Genomic DNA, 18648 nt, shown 5'->3' on the forward strand with positions numbered 1-18648 from the left:
GTTATCAGCATGTACGACATGATCATCAGAGCCGGGCGCCAGGGAGATGGCCAGCTCGTCGATATCGCCATCAAGGAGGGCAAAATCGCCGCCATCGGCTCCCTGCCGGAGATGGCAACGGCGCGGCAGATCCTGGATCTCGGCGGCCGGGTGCATGTGAGCGCTGGCTGGATCGATGGCCACACCCACTGCTACCCCGCCTCCCCCATCTATCACGATGAGCCGGACAAGGTGGGCGTAGAGTCCGGCGTCACCACCGTCATCGACGCCGGCAGCACCGGAGCCGACGATGTGGATGACTTCCAGCAGATCGCTGCGGGCTGCAAGACTCGGGTGCATGCCCTGCTCAACATCTCCCGCATCGGTCTGCTGAGCCAGAACGAGCTGGCGGATAGCCGGGACCTCGATATGGATCTTGCCTCGGCAGCCATTCGCCGCCACCCCGACTTTATCGTCGGCATCAAGGCGCGGATGAGCGGCAGCGTGGTCGGAGAAAACGGTCTGCAACCACTGCGCATGGCCAAGGCCCTGCAACAGACCCACGGCCAGCTGCCGCTGATGGTGCACGTGGGCAACACGCCGCCGGATCTGGACGAGATAGTCGCCCTGCTGGGGGATGGCGATCTGCTGACCCACTGCTTCAACGGCAAACCGAACCGCATCCTGACTCCGGCTGGCGAGCTGCGGGTCGCGGTGCGCGAGGCGATGAAACGGGGGCTCTTGCTCGACATCGGCCACGGCGGCGCCAGCTTCAGCTTCGAGGTGGCGGAGCTGGCTATCCGACAGGGGATCCTGCCCCGCACCATCAGCTCCGACATCTACTGCAAGAACCGCATCAAGGGGCCGGTCTACAGTCTGGCCCACGTGATGTCGAAATTTCTCGCCATCGGCATGACGCTGGAGCAGGTGCTCGCCTGCGTCACCCATCAAGCAGCCGATGCCCTGCGCCTTTCCGGCAAGGGGCGGCTCGAGGTGGGCGCCGATGCCGACCTGACCCTGTTCGAGGTCGCCAGCGGCCCGACCCTGTTTATGGATACCGAAGCCCAGTCTCGCCGCGGTGACCAACAACTACAGCCTCTCGCCGTTCTGGTCGGTGGCGAACTGGTTCTGACTCACTATGGGAAATCACACCATGCCTTCTGTTTATGAGAAATATCAGCTCAAACCGGTGATCAACGCCTCCGGGCGCATGACCATTCTCGGCGTCTCCACCCCCGAGCAGGAGGTGGTCGATGCGGTCAATTTCGGCCTCGGCCACTACTTCGAGGTCAAGGATCTGGTCAACAAGACCGGCGCCTACCTGGCTGGCCTGCTGGGAGTGGAAGATGCAGTGGTCATTTCGTGTGCCAGCGCCGGCATCGCCCAGTCAGTGGCCGCCGTGATAGTGCGCGGCGACCCCTACCGCCTTGAGCACCTGCATGCCCACCCCCATGACGTGCCAAGCGAAATCGTGCTGCCCAAGGGGCATAACGTCAACTTCGGCGCCCCGGTCGGTACCATGGTCAATCTGGGTGGCGGCAAAGTTACAGAGGCCGGTTACGCCAACGAGTGTTCCCCGGCCCAGCTGGCCGCCGCCATCAATGCCAACACAGCAGCCATCCTCTACATCAAATCCCACCACTGCGTGCAGAAGAGCATTCTGTCGGTGGCCGAGGCCGCCGAGGTGGCCTCGGCCCACGGACTCCCGCTCATCGTTGATGCGGCCGCCGAGGAGGATCTGCGCCTCTACTACAGCCAGGGGGCAGATCTGGTCATCTACAGCGGTGCCAAGGCCATTGAAGGGCCCACCAGCGGGCTGGTACTCGGCAAGCGTCAGTACGTGGAGTGGGTCAAGCAGCAGGCCAACGGCATCGGCCGCGCCATGAAGGTGGGCAAGGAGGGGATCCTCGGCCTGACCCACGCCATCGAGCGCTATCTGGCCAAAGAGAAAGAGAGCGGCGCAGCCATGGTCGCCAAGATGACCCCCTTCATCGATCGTCTCAACCAGCTGCACGGCGTCACCGCCAAAGTGGTGTGGGACAGCGCAGGGCGCGACATCGCCCGCACCGATATCGCATTCGACCACCAGCAGGTCGGCATGACCACTGTGCAGGTCGTCACCCGTCTGCAACAGGGCACACCTGCCATCTACTGCCGTGGCTACAAGGCCAACGAGGGGCACATCGAGATCGATGTGCGCAGCGTCACCGTGCCCCAGCTCGACCAAATCCACTCCGCCATTGCCAACCTCGTTCAGGAGAATCGCTGATGTCCCTTACCCCCAACTACTACCGTGATCGGGTCTGTCTCAACGTGCTGGCCGGTTCCAAGGAGAATGCCGTCGAGGTATACGACGCAGCCGAAGGCCACGTGCTGGTCGGTGTGCTCTCCAAAAACTACCCGGATATCCCCTCCGCGGTAGCCGACATGCGGGCTTACGCCAAGCTTATCGATAACGCCCTCTCCATCGGTCTGGGGGCCGGTGATCCGCGTCAATCCGCCATGGTGGCCGAGCTGGCCTGCCAGCTGCAGCCCCAGCACGTCAACCAGGTGTTCACTGGCGTTGGCGCCAGCAGGGCGCTGCTCGGCCAATCACAAACTTTGGTGAATGGGCTGATCTCCCCTACCGGCAGGCCGGGCATGGTGAAGATCTCCACCGGTCCACTCAGCGCCGGGCAGCCGGATGGCATAGTGCCCATCGATACCACCATTGCCCTGCTCAAGGACATGGGCGGCAGCTCGGTCAAGTTCTTCCCCATGGGTGGGCTGGCCTGCCGCGACGAGTATCAGGCAGTGGCCGAGGCTTGTGCCCGCAACAACTTCTGGCTGGAGCCCACCGGCGGCATCGATCTGGAGAACTTCGAGGAGATAGTGCGGATTGCGCTGGACGCCGGAGTCGAGAAGGTGATCCCGCACGTCTACAGCTCCATCATCGACAACGCGAGCGGGCACACTCGCCCCGAGGATGTGCGGACTCTGCTGGCCATAGTGAAACGACTGTTGGCCTGATGGCAGCCACGGGCACCGGTTCAATCACTGACCGGTGCCTGGCTTGTTGATGACCAACTTGTTAACATCGCCCCTTTATCTCGCAACAGGAGTCTTGCATATCCCCTATGATCAAGTTGCCACACCCCAGGCTCCATCAACTGCTGATCCAGCTCCATGCCGAACCACTGCCACAGGAGGAGCTGGCTCGCCGCCTCAATGTCTCCACCCGAACGGTGCGCACCGATGTGGCGACCCTCAATGAACTGATTGCCACGCACGGCGCTCACCTGATCCACCAGCGTGGCAGCGGCTACCAGCTCAAGATCTACAATCAGGGACTGTTCGACGCCCTGCTGGCGGCCCAGGGTCAGGATAGCGGCCTGCCACGCACCAGCCGCGAGCGGGTTCTGCACCTGCAGATCCTGCTATTGACGGCAGAGCAGGGGATCAAGCTCGATGAGCTGGCTGATACCTGGTATCTGAGCCGGGCGGCACTGCAGGGGGATATGGCGGAAGTCCGTGAGCAACTCAGCCACTTCAGGCTCAGCGTTGAGAGCAAACCCCGCCTGGGGATGCGCATTCAGGGGGAGGAGACGGCGATCCGGGCCTGTCTGACCCAGCTGCTCTATCAGGAGTTGCTGCACAACAACCAGTTGCAAACCCTGTTGCCCAACCTCTGCCCCAGCAAGACGATGAAGGTAGTGGGTAATCATATCCATGCCCAGCTTGCCCGACATCAGCTGCGTCTCGCTGACGAGAGCTTGCAGCAGCTCTCCATCTACTGCGCCGTTGCCCTGCTGCGTCAGGCATCCGGTCACGAGTTGCGCCACTTCGCCAGCGAAGATCTGACTCTGCCGCTGCTGGCAGTATCTCGCGATATTTATGCGGTATTGCCAACCCTGACGCCCCCCGTAGAGGACGAGATCTCCGGTCTCGCCATCCAGATCCAGGCGCGCCTGATTGCCGATACTCCCCAGCTCAGCCCGGCAATGGCCGCCGAGAGCGAACAGCTGGTTGAGCATCTGCTGACCTACATTCATCAACACTACCCTTACGACCTGCGGGGGGACCAGCAGCTGCGAGCCGACCTGCAGACCCACATCAGCGCCATGCTGCTGCGGGTCAAGTACCAGATCGGCAGCCACAATCCGCTGGCAGACCACATCAAGCAGTACTACCCCCTCGCCTACGACATCACGCTGGCAGCCATCTCGGAGTGGATCAGGCAGACCCCCTACCGTCTGACCCACCACGAGATCGGCTATCTGGTGATCCATATCGGGGTCGGGTTGGAGCGCCATTACGACATCGGCTATACCCGCCGCCCGCAGGCGCTATTGCTTTGCGATGCAGGCAACGCCACCTTCCGGGTACTGGAAGCACGCATCAAGCGGGAGTATCCCCAGTTACAGCTGACCACACTGGAGTCGGTGCGGGATTACGAAGGTCTGGCGCAGATCGCGCAGGACTTTGTCATCAGTACCGTCAAGGTGAACGAAAAAAACGCCCCCGTGGTACTCGTTGCCCCCTTCCCGACCCAATACCAGCTGGAGCAGCTTGGCAAGCTGGTGCTGATCGACCGCACCCGCCCCTACATGCTCGACAAATATTTCGATGCCGACCACTTCATGGTGGTAAAAGAACCCCTTACCCAGGCCGAACTGTTTGCCCGTATCTGTGATCAGCTGGAGGCAGAAGATCTGGTGGAGAGCGGCTTCAGAGCCTCACTACAGGAGCGGGAGCGGATCGTCTCCACCATGTTGGGAGAAGGGATCGCCCTGCCCCACTCCCTCGGTCTGCTGGCACGCCGCACCCTGGTTTACACCGTGCTGGCACCGCAGGGGATCGACTGGGGCAACGGGGAAATCGCGACGCTCATCTTCGTGTTGGCCATCAGCAAGGCCGATTACGAGGAGGCGATGGGTCTCTACGATCTGTTTCTAGCACTGATGAACGAAAAAGCCAGCAGGAATCTGCTGGCTTGTCGCGATTTTGCCAGCTTCAAAGCGCTGGCGCGTACCGGTTCATAACATATAACGAGGAGTGACTACTCCTCATTGAAGCCGGAGGTGAACAGCTCCACCACGGCGGCCAGGGCCTCGACCTCTTCGGGCCCTTCAACCTGTACTTCCACCTGCCGCCCTTGCGCCGAATCCAGCATCAGCAGGCCGATGATGCTGTCAGCATCGGCCTCCACACCATCTTCATTGCGCAGCAGCACGTGAGCATCGAAACCCTGCACCAGCTCGAACAGCATCATGGCTGGTCTGGCATGAATACCCAGTTTGTTTTTCACTTCAACCGAGGCGGAAACAGTCATCGGGTCGTCCTATTGGTCCGTCAGGATTGGGAGGCACTCTTGTCGAGAGTGCGGTGGCGGATCTGCACGTTCTTGCCAAGCAAACGGAATGCACTGGCCAGCCGTTCTGCAATAAAGACTGAGCGGTGCTGACCGCCGGTGCAACCGATGCCGACCGTGAGGTAGCTGCGATTGTTGCGCTCCAGATGGGGCAACCAGGTCGCCAGCATATTTTCGATCTGCTGGGTAAACAGCATCACGTCAGCCTGCGCCGAGAGGTAGTTGGCAACCGGCTCATCCTTGCCGGTAAACGGCTTGAGCTCGGGGATCCAGTGCGGATTGGGCAGGAAGCGGGCATCGAACACGAAGTCGGCATCCTTGGGAATGCCGTACTTGAAGCCGAACGACTCGAACACCAGCACCAGCTCATTCTCTTTCTTCCCAAGCACCCTGGTCTTGATGAGCTCGCTCAGGTCGTGAATGCTGAGGGTGGTGGTGTCGATACGCAGGTCAGCGGTCGAGGAGATGGGCGCCAGCAGGTGGGTCTCCTCCCGAATCGCCTCATCCAGCGACAGCTTGTTGCGTGAGAGGGGGTGCAGGCGACGGCTCTCGCCATAGCGCTTGAGCAGGGTGCCGTTGTCGGCGTCGAAGAAGAAGCTGGAGAACTCAACCCGCCCCTCATTGCGCACTTGAGCCAGCAAATTTTCCAGTTTCTCCGGATCGCTCGGCAGGTTGCGCACATCAATACTGACCGCCAGCTTGTCGTACTGGCTCTCCACCGAGACAATCAGCTGGGGCAACAGATTGACCGGCAGGTTGTCCACACAGTAGTAACCCAGATCTTCCAGCACTCGCAGGGCTACCGTTTTACCGGAGCCCGAACGTCCACTTACCACGATTAACTGCATCTTGTTCCCTCACGCCAAAACGGGTGTCTCATCCTTGGCCTGCTGTCAGGCCGAGGTCATGATCTGATAGAGCTCTTCGTCGCTGGTTGCCTGACGCAACTGGCGGCAAACCACCTTGTCACCCAGCTTGGAAGCCATCAGAGAAAGGGTCTTGAGATGCTGCTTGCACTCGCTTTCCGGCACCAGCAAGGCAAACAGCAGGTCAACCGGTTGATTGTCGATGGAGTCGAAAGGAATAGGGTCGGCAAAGGTCATCAGGATCGCGGTTGGCGGGAACTCATCGTCAATGCGACCGTGGGGGATCGCAATACCGGCACCGATCCCGGTACTACCCATTTTTTCGCGGGCCAGCAAACATTCAAACAGCGCCTGGCGGGAGGTGCCAAGGCGTTCGGCGGCCAGCTCGCTGATGATTTCGAGGGCGCGTTTCTTGCTGGAACAAGGGACTGCACTCTTGGTGCAGTCCCGACTCAGTATGTGTTCAAGTTGCATGGTTATTTTTTATTTAACTTATCTTTGTGCTTGATGATCTGCCTGTCCAGCTTGTCGAGCAAGGTGTCTATCGCAGCATACATATCGGCATGTTCAGAGTTGGCAAACACTTCGCCACCGCTGACGTGCAATTTGGCTTCCGCTATCTGGTTCAGTTTTTCCACGCTAAGCACCACATGAACATTGTTGATGTGGTCGAAGTGACGCTCGAGTTTGGCAAATTTGTTATTCACATAATCACGCAGAGCTTCGGTGATCTCGACATGGTGTCCGGTCAGGTTAATTTGCATAACATCATCCTTTTGTTTGCCTAAACCAGGCGTTTGCGCTGATTGGAAGGTGGGATAAACAAGGATTCGCGATACTTAGCGATCGTGCGTCTCGCCACCATAATACCCTGTTCGGCCAGCAAATCCGCGATCTTGCTATCACTTAACGGCTTGGCAGGATTCTCTGCCGTGACCAGCTTCTTGATGAGCGCGCGAATTGCGGTCGATGAGCACTCTCCTCCTCCTTCGGTGTTCACATGGCTGGAGAAAAAAAACTTCAATTCGAAGATACCACGGGGGGTATGCATGTACTTCTGGGTCGTCACCCGGGAGATGGTTGACTCATGCATCTCTACCGCTTCGGCGATGTCATTGAGCACCATCGGCTTCATCGCCTCTTCACCATACTCGAAAAAGCCCTGTTGCTGCTCGACAATGCAACTGGCCACTTTCAGCAGGGTGTCATTGCGACTTTCCAGACTCTTGATGAACCACTTGGCTTCCTGCAAATGGGAGCGGATAAACTGGGTGTCGGTGCTGCTGCGGGCGTTGCGGGCCATGGCGGCATAGGTCTCATTGACCCGGATGCGGGGGGCGGAGTCGGGATTGAGCTCGACCACCCACTTGCTGCCCTTCTTGACCACGGAGACGTCGGGGATCACATACTGGGAGTCGCTCTGGATGATGCCATTGCCGGGGCGCGGCTCCAGCAGCTGGATCAGATCCAGCACCTCCTTGAGGTCGCTCTCTTTGAGTTTTGTCTTGCGGGCGAGGGTGCGGTAATCCCGGTTGCCGAGCAGCTCCATGTGCTCGAGGATCACCTCTTTTGCCTCGTTGAGCCAAGAGGTCTGCGGGTCATACTGATCCAGCTGGATCAGCAAACACTCCTGCACAGAACGGGCAGCAATGCCGACCGGATCGAAGTGCTGCACCCGCTTGAGTACCGCCTCGACCTCATCGAGTTCCACCTCTACGTCATCGCTGGTGACGGCAGCCCGGATATCCTCCAGCGCAACGGTCAGATAACCGGATTCGTCGATGGCATCGATGATGGCGAGCGCGATGGCGGCATCCACATCGCTGAACGGTGTGAGCCGCATCTGCCACAACAGATAATCCTGCAGGTTTTCGGTGGTCTCTCCCTGATAGACGCTATCTTCCCCATCGTGGATAGGGCCCGCGCTCTGGGCGGTGCCGGCAGAGTAAACCTCGTCCCAAGTGGTATCCACCGGCAACTCATCCGGCATCTGCTCCTGGGCCATGGCATCGCTGGAATCCAGCTGGCTGGCATCGACCGGCGCTTCCGGACTGGTCTCTTGCGCCTCGCTCTCTTCCTGCTCCAGCAGAGGGTTGTTTTCGAGCGCTTGCTGAATTTCCTGCTGAAGTTCCAGAGTGGAGAGCTGGAGCAGACGAATCGCTTGTTGTAATTGCGGCGTCATGGTCAGGGACTGACCGAGACGCAACTGTAATGTCGGCTTCATCTACGTCGGGATATCCTTATGTTCAGCGAGGCACTCGTCAAAGGAAATGAAGGCATGCCCCCTTACTATAGACTGAATTGATCGCCCAAATAGACGCGCTTGACCTGCTCATCGGCAAGGATGTCAGCCGGTGCACCTTCGGCAATCATCTTGCCGTGGCTGACGATATAGGCCTTCTCACATACGTCCAGAGTCTCTCTGACGTTGTGGTCGGTAATCAAGACGCCAAGGCCTCTATCTTTCAGATGCTGAATGATCTTCTTGATGTCTATCACAGAAATCGGGTCAACCCCTGCAAAGGGTTCATCCAGCAGAATAAAACGCGGCTCGGCCGCCAGCGCACGGGCGATCTCGACCCGACGGCGCTCACCGCCGGAGAGGCTCTGACCTAGGTTGTCGCGAATGTGGGTGATGTTGAACTCTTCCAGCAGTTGCTGAACCTTGTCCTCACGCTCCTCACGGCTCAACCCTTTGCGGGTCTGCATCACTCCCATCAGGTTGTCGAACACCGACAGGCGACGGAAGATGGAGGCCTCCTGCGGCAGGTAACCGATGCCGTTACGGGCCCGCACATGCATGGGCTGCAGGCTGATGTCCTGATCGTCGATAGTGATGAGACCGGCATCGCGCTGCACCAGCCCCACGATCATGTAGAAGGAGGTGGTCTTGCCCGCCCCGTTGGGGCCGAGCAGGCCGACAATCTGGCCGGTGCCCACTTCAAGGCTGACGTCACTCACCACCATGCGGCGCTTGTAGCTCTTCTGCAGACCCACTGCTTTCAACACTGCCATGGCTTATTTTCCCTGCTTCTTCTGGTCGGCGGGCTTGTCGAAATTCTCTACCTGATCCGGCAGGAACACGGTTTTGACCCGCTGGCTCGGGCTCTTGCTCTCGGCAATCATCTTCTGTTTGACGATGTCGTAGCGGATCAGATCGCCATTGACCTGGCTATCTTCCTGCTTGAGCTGGCCGTTGCCGGTGATGGTCACCAGCCGGTTCTTCAGCTCGTAGCGGATGGTATTGCCGTGGGCATTGACCGGCTTGCCGTTATCCAGGATCTGGAAGAAGGTGGCGGGCTTGCCGTAGGCAGTCATCACCTCCGCCCCTTTCTCGCCGGAGCGGGTCACTACCACCTTGTCAGCCTTGATCCGGATGGTGCCCTGATTGATGGTCACATCCTCTTCGAAGGTGATGCGGTTGTCCTGCATCTCGGCCACCTGTTTGACGGCATCGACATAGACCTTCTCGGCAAAGTCGGACTCTTTGGCGGTCACCGCACCACACAACAACAGGGCTGCGAGGGCCAGATTAGCGTTTTTCATTGAAATAGATGGCATGGCCTTGATCCAGTAACTCAAAATATTTGCGGTCCAGATGGCCCTTGAGGCCAACCCCTTGGGTCTGGAAATCCCGACCCAGAATGTTCACTTCCCGGTTGCTGCGCACATCCTGTGTCACCAGATCCAGCTCCAGATAGGGGGTATCCAGTGTGGAGATGAAAGAGGTGGGCAGCAGACCATCCAGATGCACCTTGTCCCGCAGGATGACGTTGTCGTCGGTGTTGAGCACGCCGGTTTCGGCGGTCACCTTCCACTCGGCGGCACCCTGATCGTCATACATGTAGACCACCGGCTTGTCGAAGGTGGCCTGCTCGAGGATTTGATAATACTCGGCGTAGGTCGACTCCAACCGCTCGGTGCGCTTGCCATTGATATCAAAACGGGTGGTCACCAGATCTTTGGCGACAAAATCCGGCTGATAGTTTTCGATTTTGACGGCGCTCTCAGGCACCAGCTCAACCTTGCCCAACTGCCAGGCAACCAGCGCGACCAGAAACAACAGGGCAAACAACAGGGTCTGTCTGCTCATACCGAGGCCTCGGGCTGATAATCGTCGTGGCCCTGCGCCTGCAAAATGAGGTCACACACTTCGCGCACCGCGCCCATGCCACCGCCAAGCCGGGTCACCATATCGGCACGGCTCAACACCAGCGGATGGGCATCGGCCACCGCGATACCCAGGCCGCAGGCGGCCATCACCGGCAGATCGATGGTGTCATCGCCCATATAGGCAGCCTGTTCCGGGGTCAGCCCCAGCTTGGCCAGCAGCGCTTCGAAGTGAGGCAGCTTTTTATCAGCCCCCTGCACCACATGAGCCACCCCCAGGCTTTTCATCCGATCACTGACGATTCGGGAGTTGCGCCCGGTGATGATGGCGATCTCGATCCCGGCATTGAGCAGTGCTCGCATGCCCGCACCATCACGGGTGCAGAAGGTTTTCAGCTCTTCGCCGTTGTTTCCCATGTAGATAAGGCCGTTGGAGAGCACCCCGTCCACATCGCACACCAGCAGGCGGATTTGCGCCGCCTTGTCGAACTGGCTGCGCGTCACCGGACCATAGAGGGTCGGTACGTTTTGCATCAAATTACTCCGGCTTTCAGCAGGTCGTGCATGTTGAAGGCGCCGAGCGGGCGTTTCTCTTCATCCACGACCAGTAATCCGTTGATTTTTCTCGTTTCCATCAGCTTAACGGCTTCCGCAGCCATCATCTCTGGACCTACGGTAACACAGTTGGCCGTCATCACACGGCTGATGGGGGTGTGATGGATATCGATCTGCTGGTCAAGAATGCGGCGTAGATCGCCATCGGTAAAGAGCCCGGCCAGCAGGCCATTGCCATCGACCACAGCCGTCATACCGAGCCCCTTGCGGCTCACTTCCAGCAGCGCCTGGCTGATGGTGGCATCTATCCCTACCCGGGGCAACAGCTCGCCACTGTGCATCAGGTCGCCAACCCGCAGCAACAGACGCTTGCCAAGGGAACCGCCCGGGTGCGAAAGCGCGAAGTCATCGGCGGTAAAACCGCGTGCTTCCAGCAGGGCAACCGCCAGGGCATCGCCCATGACTAAGGTTGCCGTGGTACTGGAAGTTGGTGCCAGCCCCAGCGGGCAGGCCTCTTTCTCCACCTTGATGCACAGATGCACGTTGGCCTCTTTGGCCATGGTGGAGGCGGGATTGCCAGTCATGCAGATGAGCGGAATGCCGCGGCGCTTAAGTACCGGCAGCAGGGCCAGGATTTCGTCACTCTCGCCGGAGTTGGAGATGGCGATGATAAGATCGCCGCTGGAGATCATCCCCAGATCGCCATGACTCGCTTCTCCCGGATGAAGGAAGAAGGCCGGTGTGCCGGTGCTGGCGAGGGTAGCGGCGATCTTGCTGCCGATATGGCCCGATTTGCCCATGCCGGTGACCACTATCTTGCCACCGCAGCGCAGCACCATTTCGCACGCCTTGTCGAAGGCGTCATTCAGATACTGATAGAGTCCATCAATGGCTTGCTTTTCTGTGTCCAGCACCGCGCGGGCACTGCGACGAAAATCGAACAGTTCAGACACTTTCTCAGGCTTTACAGACATAAAGACACAGCTCCGGGCCGAAATTAGCTGCGGGATTATAAAAAAGTCTGCCCGGATAAGCGAATCGGATGGCAAGTCCCGCTCTCAATGACGCACTTTGTTACAGAAAACTGTCGTGCAAATGGGCTTGCAGCCTGTTCAATAGTTGTTCCTTGCTGTTGCTTAGACCTAGACTACCCCATAAAATTCGCACCTCATTTACACCGGATGGACAATTGTTTGAACAATGACCTGATCACCATCTCCGACCTGACCTTCAGTCACGGAGATCGGCTGTTGTATGACGGGATCAACCTGACCATTCCTCGTGGCAAGGTGACCGCCGTCATGGGCCCGAGCGGCATCGGTAAAACCACCCTGCTGCGGCTGATCGGTGGCCAGCTCAAGCCGGAGTCCGGTCACATTCTGTTTGACGGGGAAGATATCCCCACCCTCTCCCGTTCGCGTCTCTATGAAGTGCGCAAACGGATGAGCATGCTGTTCCAGAGCGGCGCCCTGTTTACCGGCATGACGGTCTACGACAACGTGGCCTTCCCGCTGCGGGAGCACTCCGGCCTGCCGGAGGAGCTGATCCACACCATCGTAATGATGAAACTGCAGGCGGTGGGCTTGCGCGGCGCAGCAAAACTGATGCCCTCCGAGCTCTCCGGCGGCATGGCGCGCCGGGCGGCGCTGGCACGGGCCATCGCCCTTGACCCTGACCTCATCATGTATGACGAGCCGTTCGTCGGGCAGGACCCCATCACCATGGCGGTGCTGGTCAAGCTGATCAAGGAGCTGAACGATGCCCTCGGTATCACCTCCGTCATCGTCACCCACGACGTGAAAGAGGTGCTGAGCATCGCCGATTACGCCTACATCATTGCCAATCGCAAGGTGGTGGCGCACGGCACGCCGGATCAGCTGCGCGAGGAGCACAACCCCGAAGTCGAGCAGTTCCTCAAAGGATTGCCCGATGGTCCTGTTCCGTTTCATTTTCCGGCAGGCGATCTGCTACAGGATCTCTGATGTTGATAAGTCAAATAAGCAAGCTGGGGCGGGTCGGAGTGCGGTTTATCAGCTCCGTTGGTCGCGCCACCATCATGTTGTTCCATGCGCTGGCGGGCAAACCCGAGCCGCGCAAGCACTTCCCGCTGCTTGTCCAGCAGCTCTATGTGGTGGGTGTGCAGTCGGTGGCCATCATTCTGGTCTCCGGCCTGTTCATCGGCATGGTGCTCTCGCTGCAGGGTTACAACGTATTGAAGGATTTCGGCGCCGAGCAGAGCCTGGGGCCGCTGGTCTCCCTCTCCCTGCTGCGGGAGCTGGGGCCTGTGGTCACGGCGCTGCTGTTTGCCGGCCGTGCCGGTTCGGCCCTGACCGCTGAAATCGGCCTGATGAAGGCCACCGAGCAACTTTCAAGCCTAGAGATGATGGCGGTCGACCCACTGCGCCGGGTGGTTGCCCCCCGCTTCTGGGCTGGCGTCATCAGCATGCCGCTGCTGGCCTTTATGTTCAGCCTGATCGGTATCTTCGGCGGCAAGCTGGTCGGTGTGGACTGGCTCGGCGTGGACGAAGGGGGCTTCTGGTCTGCCATGCAGGCCTCCGTCGACTGGCAGGATGACATCATGCAGGGCGCCATCAAGAGCCTGATTTTCGCCCTGGTGGTCACCTGGATTGCGCTCTTTAACGGCTATGATGCCAAGCCGACCTCGGCCGGGATCAGTCAGGCCACGACCCGTACCGTGGTCCACTCATCCCTCGCCGTGCTCGGCCTGGATTTTATACTCACTGCAGTCATGTTTGGATAAGGTAAAGATGAAGTTCAGCAAAGTAGAATTCCTGGTCGGCATCTTCATGCTGGCTGGCATCGGTGCCATTCTGGCACTGGCCCTGCAAGTGGCCGGTTTGAGCTTCAAACCGGAAGGAGAAACCTATACCCTGCGCGCGCATTTCGATAATATCGGCGGCCTGAAAGTCCGGTCGCCGGTCAAGGTCGGCGGCGTGGTGGTCGGTCGGGTCAGCGACATCGTACTGGACCCGAAAACCCAGGTGCCCGAAGTCACCCTGATGATGCAAAAGAGCGCTGGCGAGTTCGCCGATACCAGTTCCCTCTCCATCCTCACCTCCGGTCTGCTCGGCGAGCAGTACATCGGTCTGGCCCCCGGCTTCAGCGATGAGGAGATGGGCACTGAGATGCTCAAGGATGGCGACCTGATTGAAGACACCAAGTCCGCCATCGTGCTGGAAGATCTGATTGGCAAGTTCCTCTACAGCCAATCCTCCGACAGCAAATCAGACAGCAAGAAGGAGTAACCATGTTCAAGAAAATCGCCCTGCTGCTGGGTCTGATGACCAGCATGCTCTTTTCCCTGTCTGCCCAGGCCGCAGTCGATGCCACCGACCCCAACGCGCTGGTGGATCAGGCTGCCAAGCAGACCTTTGCCCGTCTGAAGGCCGATCAGGCCCAGGTGAAGAGCAATCCGGATCACCTGCGGGTGATCATCCGCGAAGAGCTGCTGCCCTATGTGGACAACCGCTTCGCCGCCTACAAGGTGCTTGGCAACCAGATTAAAGAAACCACCGAAGCGCAGCGCAATGCCTTCGTCGAGGTGTTCACCGAGTACATGGTGAGCTCCTACGCCGATGCGCTGGCCCATTTTGACAAGCAGACCGTCAAGGTCGAGCCGGGCAAAGCTCCCAGCGGCAACATCACCGCCGTCAACGTCAGCGTGAAAGAGGCCGGCAAGCCGGACATCTTCCTCGAGTTCAAACTGCGCAAGAACAACAAGACCGGCGAGTGGAAAGCCTTCGACATGGTGGCCGAGGGGATCAGCCTGCTCTCCGCCAAACAGAGCGAGCTCGGCGGTTTGATCCGCCAGAATGGCATTGATGCGGTGATCGCCCTGTTGCGTGAACACAACGCCAAGCCGCTGGTACTCAAACCATGACCCTCAGCGGTGAGCTGCAGGCGCCACAGGTCAATGACCTGTGGCAACGCCGCGACGAATGGTGGCAGGATGACCGGCTCGAGCTGGGCGGCGTCACCACTCTCGACTCCGCCGGACTGGCCCTGCTGGTCAAATGGGCCAAAGCCGTATTAGCGCGAGGCGCCACACCGCAACTGGTGGGCGCCTCCAGTGATTTCTATACCCTGGCCAACCTCTACGGGGTGGCCGGGCTGTTTCAGTCAACCCCGCTCACAACTGAGGACGCATAATGCAAGTCTCTGAAATTGAAGCGATACTCCTTGAGGCTCTGCCATTGTCCGAAGTCCATGTCAAAGGGGACGGTAGTCACTACCAAGTGATCGCCGTCGGTGACATGTTTGACGGCATGAGCCGGGTCAAGAAGCAGCAGGCCATCTATGCCCCGCTGATGGACAAGATCGCCAGCAACGCCATTCACGCCCTCTCCATCAAAGCGTTCACCGACGCCGAGTGGAAACGCGAACGTAAATTCCTATTGCCCTCCTGATTTGGTAACGAAGTAAAAATGGACAAATTCAAAATCGATGGTCGTTGTACTCTCAACGGCGAAGTGACCATCTCCGGCGCCAAAAACGCCGCGCTGCCGATCCTGTTCGCGACCCTGCTCTGTGATGAAGAGGTACACCTCTCCAACGTGCCGCGCCTGAAAGATGTGGGCACCACTATCAAGCTGCTGGAGATGCTGGGCGCGACCACCAAGGTCAACGGCAACGTCACCGTGCTGACCGGTGCAGTGAACAACCACGTCGCTCCCTACGAGCTGGTGAAGACCATGCGCGCCTCCATTCTGGCGCTGGGCCCGCTGGCCGCCCGTTTCGGCGCCGCTGATGTCTCCCTGCCAGGCGGTTGCGCCATCGGTGCCCGTCCGGTCAACCTGCACGTCCACGGCCTGGAGCTGATGGGTGCCAAGATCACCATCGAAGATGGTTACATCAAGGCCCGTGTCGATGGCCGCCTGAAAGGCGCCCACATCCTGATGGATATGGTCTCCGTGACCGGTACCGAAAACCTGATGATGGCTGCGACCCTGGCTGATGGTCGCACCGTGATCGAAAACGCCGCACGTGAGCCGGAAGTAGTCGATCTGGCCAACTTCCTCAATACTCTGGGCGCCAAGATCCAGGGCGCGGGCACCGATACCCTGACCATCGACGGTGTCGAGCGTCTGCACGGCGGCAACTACAGCGTGCAGCCTGACCGCATCGAAACCGGAACCTTCCTGGTGGGCGCAGCGGTGACCGGCGGCAAGATCACCTGCCGCAAGACCGACCCGACCCTGCTGGAAGCGGTACTGGTCAAGCTGGAAGAGGCTGGCGCCCTGATTGAGAAGGGTGAAGACTGGATCACCCTCGACATGACTGGCCGCACCCTCAAGCCGGTCACCATCAAGACAGCCCCCTACCCGGCCTTCCCGACCGACATGCAGGCCCAGTTCACTGTGCTGAACGCCGTTGCCAAAGGCACCGGTATGGTCACCGAGACCATCTTCGAGAACCGCTTCATGCACGTTCCCGAGCTGGTACGGATGGGCGCAGACATCGAACTGCAGGGCAACGTAGCCATCTGCCGTGACACCGAGCAACTCAAGGGTGCCCAGGTGATGGCGACCGATCTGCGCGCCTCCGCCAGTCTGGTGCTGGCCGGCTTCGTAGCCGAAGGCTCCACCATTGTCGACCGTATCTATCACATCGACCGTGGCTACGAAGACATCGAGCAGAAGCTGCAGGGTCTGGGTGGCCGCATCGAGCGCATCAAGGGCTGATAACCCCCTGATCGCTGGCCGATAAAAAGGCCCCCTCGCGTTGGCGAGGGGGCCTTTTTCATGGTTTCGGTTCTGTTGAAACTGGGGTCAGTGGCCCGCCAGCTTCATATTCTCTACCAGCACCGAGCCAGTCTTGAGACTGGAGCGTTCATCCTCGTCACAGCCCACCGCCACGATATGGCTGAACATCTCGGCCAGATTGCCGGCGATGGTGATCTCCTCGACCGGATAGGCTATCTCGCCATTCTCGACCCAGAAACCGGCGGCGCCACGGGAGTAGTCGCCATTGACGATATTGACCCCCTGCCCCATCAGCTCGGTCACCAGCAGGCCGGTGCCCATCTCTTTCAGCATGCCTTGAAAATCCTGGCCGGTATTGGAGACCTGCCAGTTGTGGATACCACCGGCATGACCCGTAGTAGTCAGCCCGAGCTTGCGCGCGGAGTAGGAGGTAAGCAGCCAGCTCATCAGCTCGCCGTTACGGATGATATCCATGTCGCGGGTGCGCACCCCTTCCCCATCGAACGGGGTACTGGCAAGCCCGCCCAGCAGGTGGGGGAACTCCTGAATGGTGAGCCACTCGGGCAGGATCTGCTTGCCCAATTTGTCGAGCAGGAAGCTCGACTTGCGATAGAGGTTGCCGCCGCTGATAGCCATTACCAGATGGCCCCACAGGCCGGAGGCAGTGTCCGGGTGGAACAGCACAGGGGCATGGCGGGTAGAAATCTTGCGGGCGCCGAGGCGGGAGACGGTACGCTCAACGGCTTCGTCGGCAATGCGCTGCGGGCTCCAGAGCCCGTCGAGGGTACGGCTGGAGGAGTAGCCGTAATCCCGTTGCATGTCGCCATCCTGCTCGCCGATCAGCACGCAGCTCAGAGAGTTGCGCGACGCCGCGTAGCCTTTGACGAAGCCGTGGCTGTTGCCATAGACCTTGATGCCAAGATGGCTGGAGAAACCGGCACCGTCGGAGTGTTTGATGCGGGCATCGCGGCCCAGAGCGAGTCGCTCGCACTCGATGGCCAGTTCGATCCCGCGCTGGGGATCCAGTTCGATTTGGTGGCACAGTTGCAGATCGGGGGCATCCCAGGCAAGCAGCTCGGCGTCCGCAAGACCGGCGCAATCATCCGCCGAGGTGTGGCGGGCAATCTCGATGGCCGCTTCAACGGCGGCACGAATGGCGGGTTTGCTCAGATCGGTGGTCGAGGAAGATCCCTTGCAACCATCGCGATAGACGGCGATGCCGAGGGCGCCATCCTTATTGAATTCAATGCTTTCCAGTTCACAACCCCGGGTGTTCACCGACAACCCGGTCTGCTTGCTGATGGAGACTTCGGCCAGCGAGGCGCCCAGTCCTTTGGCTATCTCCAGGGCTTCGGCAACCACGGCCTCGAGATGGGCTTGATCCTGGCGGATTTGGTCTTGCTGATCCATAACTCACATCTGTATGAAAGAAGGAAAGGGGGTAAGCATATCAGACCCCTGCGCCCAGCGGGAGAAGCTGGTAACATATCCGCCAAACGTGAATGACAGGAATCAAGAGACCGATGAGTCAATATCAAGACGACAACGAGTTCGAAGACTGGGGCCCCAGCAAGAGCCAGCTCAAGCGCGATGCCGAAGCATTGCAGAAAATGGGGGAAGAGATCGTCTCCCTCAGCCACAGCGAGCTGGAAAAAATCCCGTTGGATGAAGAGCTTGCAGAAGCTGTCGAGCTAGGTCGCAAACTCAAGCCGAAGAAGGATGAGTCCTTCCGTCGCCATCTGCAGTTCATCGGCCGCCTGATGCGCAGCCGCGATATCGAGCCGATTGCCGAAGCGCTCTCCATCATCAAGAACCGTCACTCCACCGTGAATGCACGCCTGCATCGCCTGGAGCAGTGGCGCGAGCGCCTGATCACCGAAGGTGACAGCGCCCTCAACGAGCTGATGTCCCAGTTCCACGAGCTGGATCGCCAGAAGCTGCGCCAGCTGATCCGCTCCGCCAACAAGGAGCGGGAGCTGAACAAGCCGCCGGTCGCCTACCGCGAGATGTACCAGTATCTGCGCGGCGAGATCGAAGACCTACTGTGATCCCCGAAACACGCCTC

Annotated in this window: 23 protein-coding genes; 12 read left to right on the forward strand and 11 right to left on the reverse strand. The window is 59.4% G+C overall.

All coding sequences use genetic code 11. From position 1 onward, the window contains the following. Positions 1-9: 9 nt before the first annotated feature. From ACTG1K_RS00910 to ACTG1K_RS00925, 4 genes are all read left to right on the forward strand, one after another. Positions 10-1149, forward strand: coding sequence for an amidohydrolase/deacetylase family metallohydrolase (locus tag ACTG1K_RS00910; protein ID WP_440004710.1), 1140 nt, complete (start codon positions 10-12; stop codon positions 1147-1149). Further along, positions 1133-2248 carry a DgaE family pyridoxal phosphate-dependent ammonia lyase gene (locus ACTG1K_RS00915; protein ID WP_425854598.1) on the forward strand — a complete coding sequence of 372 codons (1116 nt, stop codon included), beginning with the start codon at positions 1133-1135 and terminating at the stop codon, positions 2246-2248. Before ACTG1K_RS00910 ends, ACTG1K_RS00915 begins: the two co-directional genes overlap by 17 nt. Continuing rightward, complete coding sequence (gene dagF, locus ACTG1K_RS00920; RefSeq protein ID WP_425854596.1) at positions 2248-2988, forward strand: 2-dehydro-3-deoxy-phosphogluconate aldolase; 741 nt, start codon at positions 2248-2250, stop codon at positions 2986-2988. Before ACTG1K_RS00915 ends, dagF begins: the two co-directional genes overlap by 1 nt. A 107-nt stretch (positions 2989-3095) precedes the next feature. Beyond that, positions 3096-5000 (forward strand): BglG family transcription antiterminator, encoded by a 1905-nt coding sequence (locus tag ACTG1K_RS00925; protein WP_425854594.1) that lies wholly within the window; start codon positions 3096-3098, stop codon positions 4998-5000. A gap of 17 nt (positions 5001-5017) precedes the next feature. Here the strand turns inward: ACTG1K_RS00925 and npr are convergent, their stop codons facing one another. The 10 genes from npr to ACTG1K_RS00975 all read right to left on the reverse strand — a co-directional run bounded on the left by npr (position 5018) and on the right by ACTG1K_RS00975 (position 11834). Continuing rightward, positions 5018-5290, reverse strand: coding sequence for a PTS phosphocarrier protein NPr (npr, locus tag ACTG1K_RS00930; protein ID WP_005336318.1), 273 nt, complete (start codon positions 5288-5290; stop codon positions 5018-5020). 20 nt (positions 5291-5310) lie between these two features. Continuing rightward, positions 5311-6177, reverse strand: coding sequence for an RNase adapter RapZ (rapZ, locus tag ACTG1K_RS00935; RefSeq protein ID WP_064339242.1), 867 nt, complete (start codon positions 6175-6177; stop codon positions 5311-5313). Positions 6178-6222: 45 nt separating this feature from the next. Next, positions 6223-6669, reverse strand: coding sequence for a PTS IIA-like nitrogen regulatory protein PtsN (gene ptsN, locus ACTG1K_RS00940; protein WP_425854592.1), 447 nt, complete (start codon positions 6667-6669; stop codon positions 6223-6225). A gap of 2 nt (positions 6670-6671) precedes the next feature. Continuing rightward, a complete protein-coding gene (gene hpf / locus ACTG1K_RS00945) occupies positions 6672-6959 on the reverse strand; it encodes a ribosome hibernation promoting factor (protein ID WP_005336323.1) in 288 nt (95 codons plus the stop codon). 20 nt (positions 6960-6979) lie between these two features. Continuing rightward, positions 6980-8419, reverse strand: coding sequence for an RNA polymerase factor sigma-54 (locus ACTG1K_RS00950; protein ID WP_376899471.1), 1440 nt, complete (start codon positions 8417-8419; stop codon positions 6980-6982). Positions 8420-8484: 65 nt separating this feature from the next. Continuing rightward, entirely contained in the window at positions 8485-9210 is a 726-nt protein-coding gene (gene lptB / locus ACTG1K_RS00955; RefSeq protein ID WP_005336333.1) for an LPS export ABC transporter ATP-binding protein, read from the reverse strand. Positions 9211-9213: 3 nt separating this feature from the next. Beyond that, complete coding sequence (lptA, locus tag ACTG1K_RS00960; protein ID WP_040068817.1) at positions 9214-9741, reverse strand: lipopolysaccharide transport periplasmic protein LptA; 528 nt, start codon at positions 9739-9741, stop codon at positions 9214-9216. Beyond that, positions 9728-10288, reverse strand: a complete 561-nt coding sequence (lptC, locus tag ACTG1K_RS00965) for an LPS export ABC transporter periplasmic protein LptC (protein WP_440004711.1) — start codon at positions 10286-10288, stop codon at positions 9728-9730. The genes lptA and lptC overlap by 14 nt, the downstream gene beginning before the upstream one ends. Then, positions 10285-10839, reverse strand: a complete 555-nt coding sequence (gene kdsC, locus ACTG1K_RS00970) for a 3-deoxy-manno-octulosonate-8-phosphatase KdsC (RefSeq protein WP_088868289.1) — start codon at positions 10837-10839, stop codon at positions 10285-10287. The genes lptC and kdsC overlap by 4 nt, the downstream gene beginning before the upstream one ends. Next, positions 10839-11834 carry a KpsF/GutQ family sugar-phosphate isomerase gene (locus ACTG1K_RS00975; RefSeq protein WP_058057518.1) on the reverse strand — a complete coding sequence of 332 codons (996 nt, stop codon included), beginning with the start codon at positions 11832-11834 and terminating at the stop codon, positions 10839-10841. The genes kdsC and ACTG1K_RS00975 overlap by 1 nt, the downstream gene beginning before the upstream one ends. Before the next feature lie 207 nt (positions 11835-12041). On the opposite strand from ACTG1K_RS00975, the gene mlaF reads away from it, so the two are divergent. Genes mlaF through murA form a run of 7 tightly spaced genes read left to right on the forward strand, consistent with a single transcriptional unit; the run spans position 12042 to position 16562 of the window. Then, positions 12042-12842, forward strand: a complete 801-nt coding sequence (mlaF, locus tag ACTG1K_RS00980) for a phospholipid ABC transporter ATP-binding protein MlaF (protein ID WP_005336343.1) — start codon at positions 12042-12044, stop codon at positions 12840-12842. Next, a complete protein-coding gene (gene mlaE, locus ACTG1K_RS00985; protein WP_307896063.1) occupies positions 12842-13621 on the forward strand; it encodes a lipid asymmetry maintenance ABC transporter permease subunit MlaE in 780 nt (259 codons plus the stop codon). Before mlaF ends, mlaE begins: the two co-directional genes overlap by 1 nt. 7 nt (positions 13622-13628) lie before the next feature. Beyond that, positions 13629-14126 (forward strand): outer membrane lipid asymmetry maintenance protein MlaD, encoded by a 498-nt coding sequence (mlaD, locus tag ACTG1K_RS00990; protein ID WP_257690870.1) that lies wholly within the window; start codon positions 13629-13631, stop codon positions 14124-14126. Positions 14127-14128: 2 nt separating this feature from the next. After that, positions 14129-14761 (forward strand): ABC transporter substrate-binding protein, encoded by a 633-nt coding sequence (locus ACTG1K_RS00995; protein WP_440004712.1) that lies wholly within the window; start codon positions 14129-14131, stop codon positions 14759-14761. Beyond that, positions 14758-15030, forward strand: coding sequence for an STAS domain-containing protein (locus ACTG1K_RS01000; RefSeq protein ID WP_110303984.1), 273 nt, complete (start codon positions 14758-14760; stop codon positions 15028-15030). Before ACTG1K_RS00995 ends, ACTG1K_RS01000 begins: the two co-directional genes overlap by 4 nt. Then, positions 15030-15287 carry a BolA family iron metabolism protein IbaG gene (ibaG, locus tag ACTG1K_RS01005; protein ID WP_005306001.1) on the forward strand — a complete coding sequence of 86 codons (258 nt, stop codon included), beginning with the start codon at positions 15030-15032 and terminating at the stop codon, positions 15285-15287. Before ACTG1K_RS01000 ends, ibaG begins: the two co-directional genes overlap by 1 nt. An 18-nt stretch (positions 15288-15305) precedes the next feature. Next, the gene (gene murA / locus ACTG1K_RS01010; RefSeq protein WP_005336355.1) at positions 15306-16562 is read left to right on the forward strand and encodes a UDP-N-acetylglucosamine 1-carboxyvinyltransferase; all 1257 of its coding nucleotides are present in this window, start codon (positions 15306-15308) and stop codon (positions 16560-16562) included. A gap of 87 nt (positions 16563-16649) precedes the next feature. Here the strand turns inward: murA and pmbA are convergent, their stop codons facing one another. Then, positions 16650-17993 (reverse strand): metalloprotease PmbA, encoded by a 1344-nt coding sequence (pmbA, locus tag ACTG1K_RS01015; protein WP_005336357.1) that lies wholly within the window; start codon positions 17991-17993, stop codon positions 16650-16652. 113 nt (positions 17994-18106) lie between these two features. Between pmbA and yjgA the strand changes: the two genes are divergently transcribed. After that, on the forward strand, positions 18107-18631 hold the full coding sequence (gene yjgA / locus ACTG1K_RS01020; RefSeq protein WP_005336359.1) for a ribosome biogenesis factor YjgA: 525 nt from the start codon (positions 18107-18109) through the stop codon (positions 18629-18631). Positions 18632-18648 lie beyond the last annotated feature (17 nt).

Origin of the sequence: Aeromonas sp. 102P (assembly GCF_051920345.1) — a bacterium.
Lineage (GTDB): Bacteria > Pseudomonadota > Gammaproteobacteria > Enterobacterales > Aeromonadaceae > Aeromonas > Aeromonas veronii.